The following is an 18,715-nucleotide window of genomic DNA, read 5'->3' on the forward strand; positions in this document are numbered from 1 at the left end:
CAGGAAGTATGACCACTTAAAGTACGCACTTCAACCCCAGTTTGCCAATCCCAGACTTTGAGTGTGGTGTCAAAAGAACCAGAAATGAGGTATTTGCCATCAGGTGAAAAAGCGATCGCATTAACCAAGTTACTACGATCACTTAAAGTACGGAGTAATGCTCCACCAGGGGGAGTTAAGCTAGGTGTCACAGGACGCAACCAAGTGGTTTTGTTCTGCTGTGCCTGTTGTAGCAACGCTTGAATTTCTGGGACTTCAAAGTACAGCAAACGTCCTAACAATTGTTCTGGCAATTGGGTTTTATCCTTTGCTAGAATATGCGCTGACAGTCGCAACGCTGCTTGCACTAGCTGTAAGTTCTTACTTTCTAGTAAAAAATTATAATCTGCTATTAACTCGTTGATATTGGTTTGTTCTAACTTGGCTTGCAACCAATGGAAGTCAAGCAATAACTGTTGTAACTCAGTTGTGCGTCCTGCTTGAATTAAATGATGTACTAAATTTTGGAAGATGTAGCCGTCATTCTCTAAGCTATGCCAGCCTGAGGGGTATTTTTGAGTGTAAGCGTTTAATAGGCGATTGTGGAGAAGACCTAACCCCCCAATTAACCCCACCCCGGCTTCGCCACCCCTCCCCGCAAGCGAGGAGGGGTTAAGAGTCGCATCTTTTCCCTTCGTTGCTTGCGAGGAGAAGTTAAGAGTAGCATCTTTTCCCCTCCCTGCTTGCGCGGAGGGGTTAGGGGTGGGGTTCTCCGAGATTACTTGTTTCCTGACATAATCAAGCTGTAAGTCATGCAAACTCAAATTTCCCTTTTCATCCCGCGATATCAGAGACTTACTCACCAACTTATCAATTACATCTTGGGTGTCAAACTCATCTAACCCCAACGGTTCCCAAAAAGTCTGCAAAACTGCTTCCGGTATCGGTGTATCTTCAGGAAATACAGCAAAATCTAAATATCTTTCTCTCTCTTCTACTTCCAGCGCTTCCACACTTACCTGAATTGCCTTGAGTAAATCAGGATAAGGATAATCTGGAAACTGTTGACGAATCTTCTCTAAGTCTGCATTACGCAGCTTTTCTAATACATTCTGCCAGCGATTTGTCGGTTTCCCCCGCATCATCGCTCCCACCATTGACAATGCTAATGGCAAATACCCACATTCTTGCGCTACCTCTATTGCTGTCGTTGGTAACGTCTCTACAGCTTGATTTGCCCAATCTGCCAATAAAGCTAAAGCCTGTTGTTCACTTAAAATTGAAAGCTGATATTCTTCACCTCCCAACGCTGTAATTATCCCCGCATCACGGGTAGTAATTAACATCTGGCAAGGTTTTTCTAACACGTCAAACGCGCTTGCGTCGTTTAAATTCCAGACATCATCCAAAATCAGCAAACAAGCTTTATCCGTCAACAACTTTCGCAACTGCGTTTTTCCCGAATTAATCTCGGTAAACGATGCTTGCTTATCCCCCAGCGCTTTTACTACATCCGATTGCAAAGTTAAAATTTGCGGTGTTTGTCCGAATGTTATCCAAATCACCCCATCAGGAAACGCCCGTCTGACTTCTTCATCCCGCGCTAGTGCCGTAGCTAGTACAGTTTTGCCAATTCCGCCCATACCTTGCACACCCACATGGCGACTTTGCCCAGTGATAGCCACAACTTGATTAGTATCCGCCAGCACTTTATGCTTTAACGGGTTGAGTTGTTCCTCACGGGGTAAAAAGTGCGGTGGTAAATTTGGTACGTCACCGATGAGTTGACCGAGAAGCTGATTATCGCGTCTTTCATTTCTCTTCCTTGGGTTGGGGTTCTTTATCAGCACTGGGATAGATGCGCCTGAAACCCCAGCTAGTGCAATCGAACTGCAAGCAACATTGAAGGCAAACTCTATCGGCGAACCTTCATCATACTGCGGGTCGTAACGTGCCAAAGCATCGTAAAAGCCAACAGCAAATTCGAGTGCAGCTTTATCAGCGATCGCCTGATTCATCCCTATGACATAATCAATATGTTGAGCGATCGCATTAGCTTGCACTTCAGAATAACAAGCATTGAGCAGCACGCACTCTACATGGTTAGCAAAAAGCTTAAATAATCCCCCCAGCGCTTCACCCGTGACAAACTTTTCCTTACCGACTTCATCCTCAAACGATAATCCCTCAGTTTCCGAACCATGTCCGGAAAAATGAATGATATTTGGACGAAAATCTAACACCGCACGGCGAATATCTGGCGATCGTACCGCCCCCTCTTGCTGTAAGATAAAATTGTCCCGTTGTTTGGCAAGTTGCAATCCGTTCTTAATATCGCGCACCTCTTGATCTAGCCGCAAGCGGACTGTATTTTTAGGATTGGCTGCCAAAATCAAGATTTTCTTCACAGTGGGATTATTGCTCATGGGCGGCTGAGGCTATTATCAAGCTTTTAATATCAAAATTCAATAGCGTTACGCATAACATCAGCAGCATTAAAAAAACGCCCACAGGCTAGAAGCCTGGGGCTACACGAACAAAGCCCACCTTCGTGGGCTGAAATCTTTATAGGCTGCGGAGGCACACGAGTGTTCGTATAGCTGCACCCTTCCAGGGTGTATAATTTTGGCAAAATATTGTGAATCAAGTTCAAGTTTGAGCTTCTGAAGGTGAAACTTGAGCTTCTGAAGGTGAACGATGAGCTTCTGAAGGTGAAACTTGAGCCTCTGAAGGTGAACGATGAGCCTCTGAAGGTGAACGATGAGCCTCTGAAGGTGAAACTTGAGCTTCTGAAGGTGAAACTTGAGCTTCTGAGGGTGAAACTTGAGCCTCTGAACTCGAAACTTCAGGCTTTGAACTCGAAACACCGAGATTTGAACTTAAACTATGACGTTAAAGCGATCGCAAAAACCCTCTACAACTCTTATTCCTTCGTGTCCTTTGCGTACTTCGCGGTTCGTTTTATCATAATTTTGCCCTCATTCCTATATGATATGGCAGGCGATCGCTCTTTCTTCCTTAGCGTATGAAAGCGGTATCAAAAATCCTACCGTAATATATAAACAACTTGACATGCGAAACTTAAATTGATTAAACTCACCCCGACCTGAAAATCCAACAAAGCAGCGAATGCCGATATTTTTGACGAAGATTGCAAAATATGGTTAATTATCGATCAAGTGTAGGCGATCGCGCATTCAGCATTAATTTATTTCACATAAAAGAGGAACTAATATGTCTTTGGAATATCCTGAAGATTTGAGATACCTGGATTCTCACGAATACGTGCGCTTAGAAGGCGAAATTGCCACCATCGGCATTAGTGCCTTTGCAGTACAGCAATTAGGTGACGTTGTATTTGTGGAATTACCCGAAGTAAACGACACCGTGACCCGCAATGACCGCTTTGGTACAATTGAATCAGTCAAAGCTGTCGAAGAATTAAACTCACCAGTTACCGGCACAGTCATCGAGCGCAACGATGCCATAATAGAATCCCCCGAAGAAATAGCAGATGACCCCTACGGTGAAGGATGGTTACTAAAAGTGCGCGTCAACGATCCCGGTGACATTGATGATGCTTTAACAGCCAAAGACTATAGCACCCTAGTCGCCGGCGAGTAGAGGAGTGGGGGGACAAGGGGACAAGGGGACAAGGGGACAAGGGGACAAGGAGACAAGGGGACAATTCTTTCTCTCCTTGTCTCCCCATCTCCTTGTCTCCCCATCTCCTTGTCTCCCCCTCTCCCCATCCGGACATAAATCATGAAATTTAGATAAACTGGTAAGCAAATGCCGACGCGACAAATATAGATGTTGCAAAATATGAAATAGTCGCGTCTGGAGAGCAGTTTGTGGTATTTTACGCCTCTCGTCCTCAGTCAAGCCATGAGCAGGTACTGAGTCAAACGAGTCAAAAGTCAAGTAATTTTACGGAACGTCACATTGGACCCAACTGTGATGACATCCAACAAATGCTTGAATTATTGGGGATTTCCAACCTCGATACCCTCATCGACAAAACAGTACCCCAGGCAATTCGGCTGAAACAATCTTTACAACTGCCAGAAGCATTAAGTGAGTATGCAGCACTGGCAAAGTTAAAACAAATCGCTGTTAAGAATGAAGTTTACCGCTCATTCATTGGCATGGGATATTACGACTGTATCACCCCGCCTGTAATACAGCGCAATATCTTAGAAAACCCCGGTTGGTATACAGCTTACACTCCCTATCAGTCAGAAATCGCCCAAGGACGATTAGAAGCGCTGCTAAATTTCCAAACCATGATTATCGATTTGACAGGTTTGGAAATTGCTAACGCTTCCTTGCTTGATGAAGCAACCGCAGCAGCAGAAGCAATGAGTATGAGTTATGGTGTTTGCAAAAATAAGGCAAATACCTACTTTGTATCCCAAGACTGTCATCCGCAAACTATCGACGTGTTGCAGACACGGGCGAAACCCTTAGGAATTAAGATTGTAGTTGGCGACCATCAAACCTTTGATTTCGCACAACCGATATTTGGGGCAATTCTCCAATATCCTGCTAGTGATGGCACGATTTATGACTACCGCGCTTTTATAGAAAAAGCCCATGCTGAGGGTGCATTGGTAACGGTAGCGGCAGATCCATTAAGCTTAACTTTGTTAACACCCCCTGGCGAATTTGGCGCTGATATCGCCGTAGGAAGCACGCAGCGCTTTGGTATTCCCTTGGGGTTTGGGGGACCTCATGCGGCATACTTCGCCACCAAAGAAGAGTATAAGCGGCAAGTTCCAGGGCGGATTGTCGGTGTATCAAAAGATTCTCAAGGTAAAGCAGCATTGCGTCTCGCTTTGCAAACCCGCGAACAACACATTCGTCGCGATAAAGCAACTAGCAATATTTGTACAGCACAAGTACTGCTGGCGGTGATGGCGAGTATGTACGCGGTATATCATGGTTCAGCAGGACTTAAGCAAATTGCCGAGAATATCCACAGCAAGACAGCGATGCTGGCAGAAGGATTGAAACGTCTGGGTTACAGCATCGTCAGCGAAAATTTCTTTGATACTCTCAAAGTCGAGTTAGGAACACGCAGTAAAGAAGCAATTCTCTCTTCTTGCGAAGCGCAAAAAATCAACTTGCGGATTTATGATGAAACTGCGGTTGGCATCTCTTTAGGTGAAACAACGACAGTAAAAGATTTAGAAGACCTCTTAGAGATTTTCGCTTTTGACGATAAATTACCATCCCCCCCTCCCCCCCACGCCAGTCGCCTCAACGGGGGGAACCCCCGCACGGCGCTGGCTCCTCTCCCCTTCTCCCGCACAACCAGCTACCTCACCCACCCCGTCTTCAACTCCTATCATTCAGAAACTGAGTTGTTGCGCTATCTGCACAAGTTAGAAAGTAAAGATTTGTCTCTAACTACATCAATGATTCCCCTAGGGTCGTGTACGATGAAGTTGAATGCAACATCGGAAATGATACCCGTAACTTGGGCAGAATTTGGTAATATTCATCCATTTGCCCCGCGATCGCAAACCCAAGGTTATCAAATTCTGTTCGATCAACTTGAAGAATGGTTGGCAGAAATCACCGGTTTTGCCGGAATCTCTTTACAACCAAACGCCGGTTCTCAAGGTGAATACACCGGACTTTTAGTAATTCGCGAGTATCACGAAAGTCGCAAAGAAGGACACCGCAATGTCTGTTTAATTCCCACATCTGCACACGGAACAAATCCCGCAAGTGCGGTAATGTCCGGGATGAAAGTAGTACCAGTTGCTTGTGACTCGGAAGGTAATGTTGATTTAAACGACTTAAAAGCAAAAGCAGAAAAGCATAGCAACCAACTTGCTGCTTTAATGGTGACATATCCCTCAACTCATGGCGTATTTGAAGAGCAAATTCAAGAAATCTGCGCTGTTGTTCACTCTCACGGTGGACAAGTTTACATGGATGGGGCAAATATGAATGCCCAAGTTGGTCTTTGTCGTCCGGGAGATTTTGGTGCTGATGTTTGTCACTTAAACTTGCACAAAACCTTCTGCATTCCCCACGGTGGTGGTGGTCCGGGTATGGGACCAATTGGTGTTGCTTCTCATTTGGTGCCGTTTTTACCCGGACACGTTGTTGTGCAAATGCACAGCAAGAGTGGGGAGTTTCCCCACTCCCCCATTGGTGCGATCGCAGCTGCACCTTGGGGTAGCGCTAGCATTTTGGTAATATCTTGGATGTACATCGCCATGATGGGTGCGGATGGTTTAACGGATGCAACGAAAGTAGCGATTCTGAATGCGAATTACATCGCTAAGAGACTTGAAAAGTACTACCCTGTTTTATATAAAGGTAAAAATGCTTTAGTTGCTCATGAGTGCATTTTAGACTTGCGATCGCTGAAAAAATCCGCGAATATCGACATCGATGATATTGCCAAGCGTCTCATGGATTACGGTTTTCATGCACCAACCGTCTCCTGGCCCGTAGCTGGTACAATCATGGTAGAACCCACCGAAAGCGAATCGAAACAAGAATTAGATCGTTTTTGTGATGCGATGATTGCGATTCGTAAAGAAATCGCCGAAATCGAATCAGGCAAAATGGATGTTCAAGATAACGTCTTGAAGAATGCACCTCACACTGCCGAAAGTCTCATCACCGGAGAATGGCATCATCCCTATTCTCGCGAACAAGCTGCATATCCTGCCCCCTGGACTCGCGAACATAAATTCTGGATGCCTGTAGGTAGAATAGATAATGCCTACGGTGACAGGAATTTTGTTTGTTCTTGTCTGCCAATGGAAGCTTATTAAACAATAATAAAAATACCGCAGTCGTAGAGACGTTCCACACCGAACGTCTCTACTTATTATCCGTTAATTAAAGCCTCTAATTCTTCTTTTAAACACAAAGGTTCATACCCCAACGCAAAAGCTTGCGAACTATCCAAAGAAACATCTGCTGGTCTAGGTGCTGCCATTTTCACATCTTCTTGTCGGCAAGCTTGCAAATTTGTAGAAGGCAGTTGAAATACTTCTACTAATAACTTACCAAAATCATAGCGCGAAATCCGCTCTTTACCACCCAAATGAATTATGCCGTTGACTTTTTCTAACGCTAATAAAAGCCCTTTTGCGGCAGTTTTTCCACTTACTGGGGTGCGAAACTCATCTATAAATAACTTTAGTTCTTTTCCCTCTTTCAAAGTTTGCATAAATGGCTGCATAAAGCTTGTAGCTGTGGGTGTAGCCATCCCAAACATTAACGGCATTCTACACACTGCTGTCATCGGATATCGTTTCAGCATAGCAGCTTCTGCCATGACTTTTTGCTCACCGTAAAGATTCACCGGACATACCGCGTCTGTTTCACTATAAGGTGCATTCAAGCCATCAAAAACTAAGTCAGTTGATGTGAAGGCACAAGGAATATTATAATCCGCACAAAGTCCAGCTATATTACTGGATGCTTCTACATTGATTGCGTGTGATTCTTCGGGGTGGGTTTGACAAAAGTTTGGCTGAGATTGTGCGGCACTATGAATTACTGCTGCTGGCTGAATTTCATGAAATATTTGTTTAATTTCTGGAAAATTTGTTAAGTTAACTTTAAGGGTGTTTATACCGGGAATATTCAGAGAATGAGATAAATAGGTTCCATAAACTTGCCATTCTCGTGCTAACTGGCAAATATTCCATCCTAAAAAGCCGCTAACTCCAGTAATTAACAGTTTTTTCATATTTTTGCAGAAAACGCGGTAGTTTTAGCAATAAATATTAAAATTCTATATCTTCATAAATTTCGGCGATCGCCATTTCCAAACCGACTGATGACAATTTCATTATATCTGTGGTAAAAAATTGCTCCAAAAACCAAGTTTGATGATTATATTTACGGTAAATATCAATTTTTTTTTCTGATTCCGAAATTAACACATACTCTTGTAAACTTTTTATTTGCTGATAATTCATCAGCTTTTCGTTGCGGTGTATGCGTTCTGTTTCTGGGGAAATAATTTCTACTATTAGACAGGGATTAATTTTAAAAAGTTTTTCTCGGTCAGAAGGATCGCAAGTCACACAAATATCTGGATGATAAAATACATCAAGCGCTTCGATTTTTACTTTCATATCTGACGAAAAGACTCGGCAGCTTTTACCCAGTAAATGTCCTCGCAATCGAGTTAATATATTTCCGGTAATTATTTTATTGTTTTCACTGTTTGCTACCGTTGCATATACTTGCCCAGCAATGTATTCATGGTGAACTACGCTTTCCAGTTCAAGTTGCAGATATTCTTCTACTGTTAAATGTAAAATTTTGGCTTTAGTATACATATTTTCACACCCCTATACCATATAACTTTATTGGCGTTGCTGAATTGGGCGTGAATGAGCGTAGAAGCAATTCATGAATTGCTTCTACAAAACTATATCCCAATATTGACATCACCAAATTCATACTTCAAATCAGCAACGCCACTTTATTTATTCAAATATACTCTGTATTTCTTGCGTGAGAATATCTGTCTTGAGTTATAGTTTTATGTTTTCAACTCAATTAATATTCCGATAAATTTTCAAATAGACATAATTTTAATGATAATTGTTTCTTCTTGGAATCGATTATTGCAGTAATTCCCGAAAGCGTTTGTCACGACGCACTTTATCAAAATCTGGATCGCTTTTTGCTAATTGCTGATATTTATTAGGATAAAGCTTGATTGCCTTTTGCAGGTTCTCTGTTGTTAATTCAATATTATTTTGTAAAGCATAAGAGCAAGCTTTATTGTAATAAGCTTCATGGTTTTTTGGGTGAATGGCGATCGCTTTGTCGTATGCGGCGATCGCTTCAGTGTAACGTGCCAATTTTGTCAGGGCAATTCCTTGATTAATCCAAGCCTCATACTTGTCTGGTTTGATCGCGATCGCTTTTTTATATGCTACTACAGCATCTTCATAAAGGTGCAGTGCTGTTAAGGCATTTCCTCGGTTATACCAAGCTGAATGCAAGTCTTTTTTTATGGCGATCGCTTTGTCGTAGGTAGCGATCGCGTCTTGGTAACGTTGCAGTGCTGTTAAAGCATTACCTTGATTAATCCAAGCTTCATACTTATCTGGTTTGATAGCGATCGCTTTGTCGTAGGATGCGATCGCTTCATTGTAGCGGTGCAATTCTAAAAAATTATTTCCTTGTTGAAAATAATCTTCTACCTTTTGTGTCTCATAAGCTTCTGTCAAAAGCGGGGATACATTGGTTTTTTGTACTACTTGCTTGCTCATTTCTCCTGCTGAGTTTCTCCCATCACTACAGCTGACGATCAATAAAGCGAGCAAGCTAGTTGCCCCTAAGTCGCGCCAAACAACCATGCTGTACCTACATAACAAAGTAATATTTCTCAAACGTTTCTCATCTTTTTTGATAATATCAGTCTACGTTCTGATTTTTGCAAATATTTGCTGAATTTTCTCAAAAAACTTAACCAAAACAAAGATTTTTTGGCAAACAAAATTTACTTATTTTAACATAATTTATACATATTTTTTAATAGCTAGTTATTTGCTTGATTGTAGATAGCTGAATTTGAGAGAATAAATTATTACAGTTATTTTTTAAGATAAAAAGATATAAAGCAAGCCAACCGTACTGTTGTATCAAATGTATTTATTTGATATCAAGCAATTTTTTCAAAAATTATAATGAATAGATTCATCCCGAAAACCTGTTAAAAATAATACAATAAGCTTTGATTTTGAAAGCACAATAGATGTCTAAAAAATGGATGGATATAAAAAGTAATGAAGCAGAGGGTTTTGCTCGATACAGATCCATTAATTAGGTAGGTGCAAATAATTATAAAATAGGGTAGGGTGCGTTATAACGGAGTTTAACGCACCATTAATGTTTAGGGGTGCGTTACGCCGAAAGTACGGCACCCTACAATTGTTTTATATTTAATTCAACCCACTTACTTAGTAGCTTTTCTTTTGCCAATTAGCTAATGCTCAAACGGGGTGAGCAATTTCAGGTTTGATAACGATCGCTTTGTCTTCCCTCAGATTTAATTGCTTGGGCGATCGCGTTGCAAATGTTTTAAAGCAATGCTTCGGTTATACCAAGCTTCATATAAGTCAGGTTTCATTCGAGCGATCGCCTCTTATAACCTATGGCTGTTGCCTAACCCCACCCAATCGCGGCTACGATAAAACAGCGCAAGAAACAAGTCTGCTGGGGCAAAATAGAAAACATGACGATTGAATCCAACTCCAACTCATCCCATCTACCAACCCCAGATTCCATTCCGGAACAGGACTTGCAACCAGATGACTTTGACGGTGGTGCGAGTGAAAATTGCCTTACCCCAGAAAAGCTTGCGACTCAACAAGCCATAGCAATGGGTGCTTCTTTGCAATCTCAGCAAAATCGAGTTGCTCTAAAACAAGCGCAGTCTTTCCTCAAACAACGCATTACTAAAAGCGTACCAGTTAAGCCACGGGCATTACTGATTATTTTGCTGGCGATCGCCATCACTTTCATCGGAATAGCCATAAATAACTGGATAGTTGGCATCTGCGGCACACTATTAACTTTAGTCTTATCCCTGATAATACTGATACCTTGGTTGCAAGTTGTCGTAGACGAATGGTTTTCATTTCAAGAACGAACGCTGTTTGTTGCCTTTTTGGGAGTTTTAGTATCGATTTTTGGCTTAATCAAGTTCGGTGGTATCGGTTCGCGCTTGCTAGCTTGGGGACGCAAAATTAACTGGGAAGCTTCGGGAACACTCGCAGAATGGTTTGGCGCATTGGGGCAAATTCTCATCGCCATCATCGCCGTTTATGTTGCTTGGCGACAATACGTTATATCCAAAGACTTGACAATTCAGCAAAATCTGCTAACAGTCCAGCAAAACGTCATCACCCAGCAGCAGACAATAGATTCGTATTTTCAAGGCATTTCCGACTTAGTATTAGATGAACAAGGACTATTAGAAGATTGGCCTCAAGAAAGAGCGATCGCAGAAGGACGAACTGCGGCAATATTTAGTAGTGTAGATGGCAGTGGTAAAGCGAAAATTCTCCGCTTTCTCTCGCGGTCGAAATTGCTTACACCCCTAAAACGCGATCGCCACCTCGGTAGAGCAATTCTTGATGGTAGCGGTGGTTACGCTGAAGATCGCCTTTTAGGTTTGCGCGTCATCGATTTAGGAGTGATGCTTGCAGGTGCAGACCTTTCCGGTACAGATTTACGTTGGACAGACTTGAGCGAAGCTAATCTTGTCCGCGCTAATCTCAGCGAATGTGACTTAGTAAAGGCAAATATGAGCCGCACTATTTTATATGATGCCAATCTCAATCAAGCCGACCTAAACAGCACTCGGCTGTTTTATGGTTCAGCAGAAACCGCATCCCCTCGCAGTCGCAGCGAAGCCCCAAAATACGAAACTGGCGAACATACCGGCGCTGTCGTAGAAAATGCCGATTTTACCGATGTCCAGCGCATGTCTGAGGCTAATCGTTACTACTGCTGCGCTTGGTGTGGCGAAAAAAGCAGAGGTACAATTCCCGGTGGTTGTGAAGGCATTCCTAATAAATTGGGAAAATAATTGCATTGGGCAATGGGCATTGGGCATTGGGCATTGGGCATTGGGGAGGCAGTGCCCCATGCCCAATGCCCCATGCCCCACTATCAACTATCCACGCTCCCACCGAGTCACACCAAGCTGCCGAAGTTGCAGCTTTAATTCTCGCCAAAGTTGAGAACCTGTAATCTCGCCTTGCAACAGTTGTTGATAGCAATGTATCGTTTGCGTCACTTCTTCGGGTGTCTCATTTACAAACTCAATGCGGAAGTGTTGTAAACCTAGCTCCAAGAGCCGCTGTACGTATTCTGCTCCAGTTTGAGCCGTGCCGTTAAATACTGTATTGCGACAACCTACATCCGCTTGCAGGATGTGTTCACACCCTACCCTATCTTTAATTTTCACCTCATGCTTTTCACATGGTCTGCCGCAATTGGTGTAGTCTGTCCCTTGAGATAGAAACGCACAAAAGACACAATGCTCCATATGAAACATCGGCATATGCTGATGAATTGTTACTTCAAACCATTGCGGAGGACAACTATTAAGCAAGTCTTGTAATTGGGTAATGTTTAAATCATACGATGCCGTCACCCTTTCTAAACCAAAGCGATGTTTAAAGTAATCTGCCGTTAAAGCATTCGCAACGTTAAAAGAGAAATCGACAATACAGCGTTCTTGTGCAAAAAATTGTAAATGGTCATAATTCCGCACCAGATAACCATCAGCCTTACAATCACGCACCTGTTGCAAAATCCAGTTTTCCCCAGGTTTGGTAATTCGCGGTAACGCAAGCCAAATTTGCGGAGTGGGGGAAGCTGAGGGGGATGGAAAGACAAACTCCCCCTGCCCCCTGCCTCCAAGGAGTCCCCCTTGACGTACCATCTCTACCGCTTGGCGATACGCACGGGGGTCTTCAAATTCACAGTAAAGTGTGTCAATTCCCGCTTCTAATGCAGCTTGCAATTGCTTGAGCGATCGCACTAACACGATGAGGCTAGGTGCAGGTGTATAGGGGTGTGGGGATGTAGAGGGGAGTAAGTCTTGTAAAGAAGCATGAGAATGCAGTTGCCAGCGTTTGGGAAGCGATCGCCTAACCTCTAACTGCGTCACAATTTCCCGTCGCATCCGATTTAATTCACTTACGGGCAGCATTATTCCATCTTTTAGGTGATTTGTCAAGTTTGCTAAATAAAAAGGAGTATTGCCAAGCCTAGCGAATTGTTCGTGCAAACGTTCTTTTGTCAGGGGTTTGGTGTGCGCTTCGACTAATGAGATTGTAGATTCTACCTGAACAACATGGCTTAATTCATCACGAGCGATCGCAATCAACTTATCTCCCACTTCTCCATAAACCTCTACAGAAATGGGACGTTGAAATTGCGGATTTTCCCCAGCAAAACTTTGTCGTAATTGCTTATCTAATTCTGGATCGCTAGTTTTCCATATTTTATCACCCACATGCAGCCGATGCAGATTCAAGTCACGCCGCCCAAAGGTCAGTATAGCTTCTTTACCTTTGTGTTCCACTGCATATATCCGCCCGCCTTCTTCTTTTGCCTCTGGATGTCCACAATCAAAAACAACACCATCACCAGGTTTAACAGGCGCTGACAGTTTAATAATTACCTGTTCGTTGCGAATGCGAGTAACTTCCCCCAAGTAAACTCCGCGCTTTTTCCCAAACCGGGCGTGAACCAGTTCTTGATTGTTAATTCCACGGAACCAGCCTGTATAAATACCGCGTGAAAACGCCATTTCTAAGTTGTATCGTTCCGGGGAAGAGGAGGGGGAGAGGGGGGGATGGGGAGCAGGCGAAGCAGGGGAAGCAGGGGAAGCAGGGGAAGAAATTCCCGCAAGTCTCCTTGTCTCCTTGTCTCCTTGTCTCCTTGTCTCCTTGTCTCCAAGGAGTCCCAACTCGCTCACCCGATCCAATGCTTGCCGATAAACCTTAGTTACATTAGCGACATACTCAGGAGCTTTCAAACGTCCTTCAATTTTGAGACAACTCACGCCTGACTTGACTAAATCTGGCAGAACCTCTAATCCTGCCAAGTCTTGAGGACTGAGTAAATATTTGCGATCGCCTAAATCTACAACTTCTCCATCTGCTATTAACTCGTAGGGCATCCGGCAAGCTTGGGCACACTCACCCCTATTAGCCGAACGTCCTCCTAAAGCTTCACTCGTCAAACATTGCCCAGAGTAAGCGACGCACAAAGCACCATGAACAAAGACTTCTAAAGGTAGCGAGGTTTGCTGCTTAATTTTGTTGATTTCTTTCAGGGAACACTCACGGGCAAGCACAACTAAATTACACCCTAACGCTTCCGCAAATTCCACACCTGCGGCACTGGTGACAGTCATCTGGGTGGAAGCATGAATGGGAAAATCTGGCGAAAGGTGACGAATTAAACGGCAAATACCGATATCCTGAACGATTACTGCATCTACACCCGCTGTAATAATCGAGCGGATATATTGCTGTGCTTCTTGAAGTTCTTGGGGAAAGATTAGCGTATTTAGAGTGACATAACCTTTCACACCCCGACGGTGCAGAAATTGCATTAATTCCGGCAAATCTGCTTCAGTGAAGTTTTCTGCCCGCATTCGCGCATTAAACCGATCCAAACCGAAGTAAATCGCATCTGCACCGTTTTCTACAGCAGCTTTAGCGCATTCCCAATTACCTGCCGGTGCAAGTAGTTCAGGACATTGAAGAGTAGTTAGGGTGAGTTCGGCTTTCATCGTTACTAAGGCAGAATAGGTGACTCCTTAGTGATTTTATCGTTGCGGAAGGAATATGTGGGGGGAAGTGGGGCGATCGCCTTTGTTTTTGTTTGTCCACACCGATTGCCTATCTTGCTCAATCAATTGGCAGACAATATCTACCTCAGACTCAACCCAAATTTACAAAATTTGATGAATGCTCTCTACAACCTCCTCAATAAAATCAACTGTATCACCAACCATTGATTCGTCGATATACCAGCGATTACCTATATTGAGGGTGGGATCTATATCTGCTTCATGAGCAATTTTATTTCTGCGATCCACAATTAAAGTAAGCTGTTGCTTAATATCTTTAGGAGGTTTACTCATTTTACTAGCAACCTCATCCCACAATTTTTTATCCGAAATTTGTCTAATTGCATCAGCTATTTTCTCAGGCTGCTGGAAGCTTTGATAACTTAGACGTTCTCGAATCTCATCTTCTAACCATGAAGTATTATTTAATCTGTTCAAAATACTATTTGATATAGCTGGAATTAAACCAGAAATAGTATGAGACTGCTGTAAAAAGTTAGCTCCATAAACATGCTGTATGTCACTTTCTATCCAAGAAGCGATATCTATGGCTATTCTTCTATCCTCACGAGCGCTTCTCAAGGAAACTTGAAAACGGGAAAAGGCTGATTGGGTGCTATTAGCTGAAGGTGCTGGTTCAGTACGTTGTCCTTGATGAATTTCCAACATACCCAATGTGACAACCTCATGGATATAATAATCCAACGCACTAACAGTTAGAACTAGGGCAGCTCGTAAAATGTCTGAAAGATCCAGGGCAGCAGTAGCTTGAGCCTTAACGGAATTATGAAGAGCAATCAGATCCCGAACACGCTGAATGCTAATGCGAAATTGGTCAAGCGCTGACTGCATAGCTGGATGATAATGCAATAATTTTATCTGCTAAATCAGAAAAAGTTTTTTTAAATTCCTTTTGTTTTGCTTGATTATTCTCGCGTACTATACCTGTCTGCCCTAATTGTTCTGTTGTAAGTGCATAAACTGGTGTACTGTGTTGTTGTGATAGAGCAATTAAACTATTAAAATTAGAAATTTTTGTCAGAGTACAACTATCATTCATACCCTGCTCTGTATAGACTTTATTTGGTAATGATAGATTATTTTGCTCTAGAACTGGTACTAGTTTATGAGTAACTGTATTCTCTATTTTTTCTATCCATGTTTGAAATGCTGCTGTTTCTTTACCCCTAATAATTCTATAGTTTTGAACTATGGTTCCTAAAAATTTCAAGGTAAATTCTGGAAATGGATAAGCAGCTTCCTTTAATATAGGGTTTGCGCTTGCCATCCTTGCCCAACCACACCACTTTGATAAAATTCTAGACAGAGAATCAATTGCCATCACAGAGAAAAAATCAGCAGTTGTAGGCACTAAGAAAAAGTCACTTGTCATTAGTAAGTTCTGATTTATTGCTCCTAAACTTGGACTCATATCAATCAAGATATAGTCAGCATTAAATTTATTAGCTGTTTTTTCCAAGAGATCAGAAATAGCACCTGGCAAGTTTTTGAGTGTCTGAATTGAGCCACTGAGTTCCTGCGCGATACCTAACGTTACTTCGTATTCAGCAAAGCCAACATGACCAGGTAATAAAAATAAACCTTCTTGTCCTTGTATCGGAATACAGTCTACAGCTTCAATAGCGCGTGGCTGTGACTCAAAAGCAGGAGCCAAGCCAGTTTTGATATTTGAATGTGTGTTGTAGATGTTTTCTATCCTTGCTTCATCATCTTCAGTTTCTTCTTTTAGACCTATTCCTGTTAGATTACATTGAGGATCAGTATCTACAAGGATAACTTTCTTACCCTTTGAAGCAAGCATCCAACCTAAGTTAAAAGTTGTTGTGGTCTTACTGACACCACCCTTGTGATTGAACAAGGCAATCTTATGAACCATTTAGTCCTGCCTCTAAAAGTACTACCGAAACTTTGTCCGCCTCAGAACTTGCATTCCCAAGTATAGCCTGGAACTATGTTTACAGTCTGAACTTGACTATTAAATTCCATCTTACATACAGCGTGTCGGCAGAAGCGAAAACACACTCTAGGGTTTGGTTTGTGGCTATTTGATCATCGCGTTTCTAGCCAAGCCTGTAAATCAGCCACACAAGTAAAATCTAACAGTGCCTCGCTCAAATCTTCGAGAACAAGCAAAGGTAAGTTGGAAATGTGCGATCGCGTTTCCTGGGGAAGTACTCCAAATCGCTTAGTTAGCAATCGAATCACAAGATTAGCTGCCTCTTCCTGTCGTCCCTCTTGCTTAATTTCCCTGTAAACTTGCGTTTCTTTGAGTGTAATTCCTAACATCTCTTCTACCTCCGTTCGGCTTAATTGTTCAAACTTGTACACCATTATCGTTGTAACTAACTCAATTATGGCGATACTTGATGGAGATGGTACTTCTTGACGAGTTCTTGTTAACAAATACCTTGCTTCTTGCGGTGCTTGTTCTTCATCTATAGTAGTTAGCACCATCAGCGCTACCCATAAAGGTAATTGACGAATATCTCCCAACTCATCTAGATAAACCCGATACACTTGTTCACCATTCAGAAATGAGCGATGGGGATAAATATCACTTTGTTCAATATTACGTGATGGGTAAATTATCACTGCTTGCCAATCGCTAAATCTGTCGCGGTTGCGGTAGAAATATAACGAGGATTCTGCAAATACCCTTTCATACAGCCTTTCGTCTTTCTGGAATTGCACCTCGCAGAAATACACAACACCCGGACTTTCGTTTTCAGGTGGTAAAAATACTCCTACTCGCGCATTCCCTTGCGCCTTTCGGCGGCGCGGGGTCGCTCGTCGATTTCAAATTTAGGTTCCTTGACAGCGACTGAATCAAAACGATAACTCTCTGCATTTATTGGAGGATTTGTCAATAATTGAAATAGTAAACTAGGGGATTGTTGAAATAGTTTGTAAAATATCGAGTCTCGTCGCATGAAATAATTTTACTGATTTTTTTGTCTATGGCTAATCGTAAGATAGCAAAATTCAAGACTTGAGCAATTCGCAGGCAGACTTGTAAATCACATAAGCGATCGCTTTCTGTGATTATGCCTTTTTTTGAATTGTTATCTGAAGTTTAGTTTTTGGTTTAAGCGAGTACAGCGCTTACTACGAATTTTCTCAAATGCTGACGATTCCTGACCATTGGACTTTTTATCTGCTTTTCGGGACGATAAGAAAAGAAATAGTCTGGATGAAAAGTACAATTCTTATGTGCGATCGCACATCTGAGTAGCTATGACTAAGACAGAAATTACCGACTAGCTAAAAGCTGTATCTGACCGCTTGCTGTTCATAAGCGAGTCCGATTACTGCTTTGAGGTTTTCATTAAGGAAGCTATCGCACCTGTAACACCCGAACTATCGCTACAAGGCATTTCTAAAAATTCCCCCGAATTGGATTAATTCTATTTCCATTGTTCAGCCCCCCATTTACGCCTTGTATGATAAAAGTCCCACTAGGGCTGATTGTATTTTTTTTATCAGTGGTGATGCGCGTTCCATTTGGGTAATAGTAAGTACTAGATCCATCGCCATTATTTATGGTAACAGAGGGATAAATTACCTTTTGATTGCGGATGTTAATCGAACCATTACTATAAATGCGCGTTCCGCTAGGATAATTGAGCAAGTTGCCAGTGCCTTGGCTCGCATTCGAGCTAGTACGGTTTTGCGCTATAGTTTGAGCGTTTACCACTGACTGAGTTGCTGTTACTATCGACAAAATAGACAAACAGCTGACAATAAAAGGTTTTATCATATAACCTCGCTAGTTTAAAACCCAAATTTTTTCTTTGCTAATTTAAAAGCCAAATTTTTTCTTTTTAGTTTTCAGCCAGCGCAATTAATACAAGTCCTATATCTAGGATACTTCAAGGATTTACAACAAAGGGTGTGGGGTTTGGGGTGTGGGGTGTGGAAGAGCAAGAAAAAACTTACGCATGTGGGTTTAAAGCCCAGGAGAAAAAGAATTGCTTTGAGTGGCACAAAAACGAAAAATTTTGGCATCCACACTGTATGACGGCATGGGTCTCTACACCCTACCCCCTACCCCCCACACCCTCTGAAGTGACACCAAAACGTAAGTACAGCATTTCATTAATACGAGCGCGAATTAAAGAAAGGCAATAGCCTGCATTGCTTATGCATCCCGATGCATTGCTTATGCATCCCGATGCATTGCTTATGCATCCCGATGCATTGCTTATGCGTCCCGATGCATTGCTTGTGCATCCCGATGCATTGCTTATGCATCCCGATGCATTGCTTATGCATCCCGATGCATTGCTTATGCATCCCGATGCATTGCTTATGCATCCCGATGCATTTAAAAACGCGCTC

At 42.5% G+C, this 18,715-nt stretch carries 15 protein-coding genes and 2 pseudogenes; 7 read left to right on the forward strand and 10 right to left on the reverse strand.

Annotated elements, in window-relative coordinates:
• Positions 1–2,405 (reverse strand): NB-ARC domain-containing protein (locus tag AABK37_RS34085; RefSeq protein WP_432555896.1); only part of this gene is annotated, 2,405 nt, incomplete at its 3' end.
• A 243-nt stretch (positions 2,406–2,648) separates the two neighbouring features.
• Between AABK37_RS34085 and AABK37_RS34090 the strand changes: the two genes are divergently transcribed.
• From AABK37_RS34090 to gcvP, 4 genes are all read left to right on the forward strand, one after another.
• Positions 2,649–3,008, forward strand: coding sequence for a hypothetical protein (locus tag AABK37_RS34090; protein ID WP_432555897.1), 360 nt, complete (start codon positions 2,649–2,651; stop codon positions 3,006–3,008).
• Positions 3,009–3,213: 205 nt separating this feature from the next.
• Entirely contained in the window at positions 3,214–3,603 is a 390-nt protein-coding gene (gene gcvH / locus AABK37_RS34095; RefSeq protein WP_432555898.1) for a glycine cleavage system protein GcvH, read from the forward strand.
• Between the two features lie 4 nt (positions 3,604–3,607).
• Positions 3,608–3,748, forward strand: a complete 141-nt coding sequence (locus AABK37_RS34100) for a hypothetical protein (protein ID WP_432555899.1) — start codon at positions 3,608–3,610, stop codon at positions 3,746–3,748.
• A gap of 85 nt (positions 3,749–3,833) precedes the next feature.
• Complete coding sequence (gcvP, locus tag AABK37_RS34105) at positions 3,834–6,779, forward strand: aminomethyl-transferring glycine dehydrogenase (RefSeq protein WP_432555900.1); 2,946 nt, start codon at positions 3,834–3,836, stop codon at positions 6,777–6,779.
• Between the two features lie 56 nt (positions 6,780–6,835).
• Here gcvP and AABK37_RS34110 read toward each other — a convergent pair whose 3' ends face one another.
• From AABK37_RS34110 to AABK37_RS34120, 3 genes are all read right to left on the reverse strand, one after another.
• The gene (locus AABK37_RS34110; RefSeq protein WP_432555901.1) at positions 6,836–7,705 is read right to left on the reverse strand and encodes an SDR family oxidoreductase; all 870 of its coding nucleotides are present in this window, start codon (positions 7,703–7,705) and stop codon (positions 6,836–6,838) included.
• A gap of 37 nt (positions 7,706–7,742) precedes the next feature.
• The gene (locus tag AABK37_RS34115; RefSeq protein WP_432555902.1) at positions 7,743–8,303 is read right to left on the reverse strand and encodes a Uma2 family endonuclease; all 561 of its coding nucleotides are present in this window, start codon (positions 8,301–8,303) and stop codon (positions 7,743–7,745) included.
• Positions 8,304–8,591: 288 nt separating this feature from the next.
• Positions 8,592–9,335 (reverse strand): tetratricopeptide repeat protein, encoded by a 744-nt coding sequence (locus AABK37_RS34120; protein ID WP_432555903.1) that lies wholly within the window; start codon positions 9,333–9,335, stop codon positions 8,592–8,594.
• An 878-nt stretch (positions 9,336–10,213) separates the two neighbouring features.
• On the opposite strand from AABK37_RS34120, the gene AABK37_RS34125 reads away from it, so the two are divergent.
• Complete coding sequence (locus AABK37_RS34125; RefSeq protein ID WP_432555904.1) at positions 10,214–11,572, forward strand: pentapeptide repeat-containing protein; 1,359 nt, start codon at positions 10,214–10,216, stop codon at positions 11,570–11,572.
• Here AABK37_RS34125 and AABK37_RS34130 read toward each other — a convergent pair.
• The 5 genes and pseudogenes from AABK37_RS34130 to AABK37_RS34150 all read right to left on the reverse strand — a co-directional run bounded on the left by AABK37_RS34130 (position 11,553) and on the right by AABK37_RS34150 (position 17,307).
• Entirely contained in the window at positions 11,553–11,720 is a 168-nt protein-coding gene (locus tag AABK37_RS34130; RefSeq protein ID WP_432555905.1) for a hypothetical protein, read from the reverse strand. The genes AABK37_RS34125 and AABK37_RS34130 overlap by 20 nt on opposite strands.
• Positions 11,660–14,296, reverse strand: coding sequence for a DUF3656 domain-containing U32 family peptidase (locus AABK37_RS34135; RefSeq protein ID WP_432555906.1), 2,637 nt, complete (start codon positions 14,294–14,296; stop codon positions 11,660–11,662). Before AABK37_RS34135 ends, AABK37_RS34130 begins: the two co-directional genes overlap by 61 nt.
• Before the next feature lie 162 nt (positions 14,297–14,458).
• Entirely contained in the window at positions 14,459–15,226 is a 768-nt protein-coding gene (locus AABK37_RS34140; protein WP_432555907.1) for a HEPN domain-containing protein, read from the reverse strand.
• Entirely contained in the window at positions 15,192–16,253 is a 1,062-nt protein-coding gene (locus AABK37_RS34145) for a ParA family protein (RefSeq protein WP_432555908.1), read from the reverse strand. Before AABK37_RS34145 ends, AABK37_RS34140 begins: the two co-directional genes overlap by 35 nt.
• 173 nt (positions 16,254–16,426) lie before the next feature.
• Positions 16,427–17,307 (reverse strand): annotated as a pseudogene (locus tag AABK37_RS34150) (DUF2887 domain-containing protein).
• A 343-nt stretch (positions 17,308–17,650) separates the two neighbouring features.
• Here AABK37_RS34150 and AABK37_RS34155 point away from each other — a divergent pair.
• A pseudogene (locus tag AABK37_RS34155) lies at positions 17,651–17,779 on the forward strand (nuclease A inhibitor family protein); the annotation flags it as partial.
• On the opposite strand, the gene AABK37_RS34160 reads toward AABK37_RS34155, so the two are convergent.
• Positions 17,754–18,134, reverse strand: coding sequence for a hypothetical protein (locus AABK37_RS34160; RefSeq protein WP_432555909.1), 381 nt, complete (start codon positions 18,132–18,134; stop codon positions 17,754–17,756). The pseudogene AABK37_RS34155 and the gene AABK37_RS34160 sit on opposite strands and share 26 nt — an antisense overlap.
• A 383-nt stretch (positions 18,135–18,517) precedes the next feature.
• Between AABK37_RS34160 and AABK37_RS34165 the strand changes: the two genes are divergently transcribed.
• Positions 18,518–18,715 (forward strand): hypothetical protein (locus tag AABK37_RS34165; protein ID WP_432555910.1); only part of this gene is annotated, 198 nt, incomplete at its 3' end.

Origin of the sequence: Tolypothrix sp. VBCCA 56010, assembly GCF_050875635.1 — a bacterium.
Lineage (GTDB): Bacteria > Cyanobacteriota > Cyanobacteriia > Cyanobacteriales > Nostocaceae > Hassallia.

Excerpts from the sequence above, each read along its gene's own strand:
- AABK37_RS34135 (WP_432555906.1), bottom strand. The coding sequence starts at position 14,296 with ATGAAAGCCGAACTCACCCTAACTACTCTTCAATGTCCTGAACTACTT.
- AABK37_RS34115 (WP_432555902.1), bottom strand. The coding sequence starts at position 8,303 with ATGTATACTAAAGCCAAAATTTTACATTTAACAGTAGAAGAATATCTG.
- AABK37_RS34125 (WP_432555904.1), top strand. The coding sequence starts at position 10,214 with ATGACGATTGAATCCAACTCCAACTCATCCCATCTACCAACCCCAGAT.
- AABK37_RS34160 (WP_432555909.1), bottom strand. The coding sequence starts at position 18,134 with ATGATAAAACCTTTTATTGTCAGCTGTTTGTCTATTTTGTCGATAGTA.
- gcvH (WP_432555898.1), top strand. The coding sequence starts at position 3,214 with ATGTCTTTGGAATATCCTGAAGATTTGAGATACCTGGATTCTCACGAA.
- AABK37_RS34145 (WP_432555908.1), bottom strand. The coding sequence starts at position 16,253 with ATGGTTCATAAGATTGCCTTGTTCAATCACAAGGGTGGTGTCAGTAAG.
- AABK37_RS34110 (WP_432555901.1), bottom strand. The coding sequence starts at position 7,705 with ATGAAAAAACTGTTAATTACTGGAGTTAGCGGCTTTTTAGGATGGAAT.
- AABK37_RS34120 (WP_432555903.1), bottom strand. The coding sequence starts at position 9,335 with ATGGTTGTTTGGCGCGACTTAGGGGCAACTAGCTTGCTCGCTTTATTG.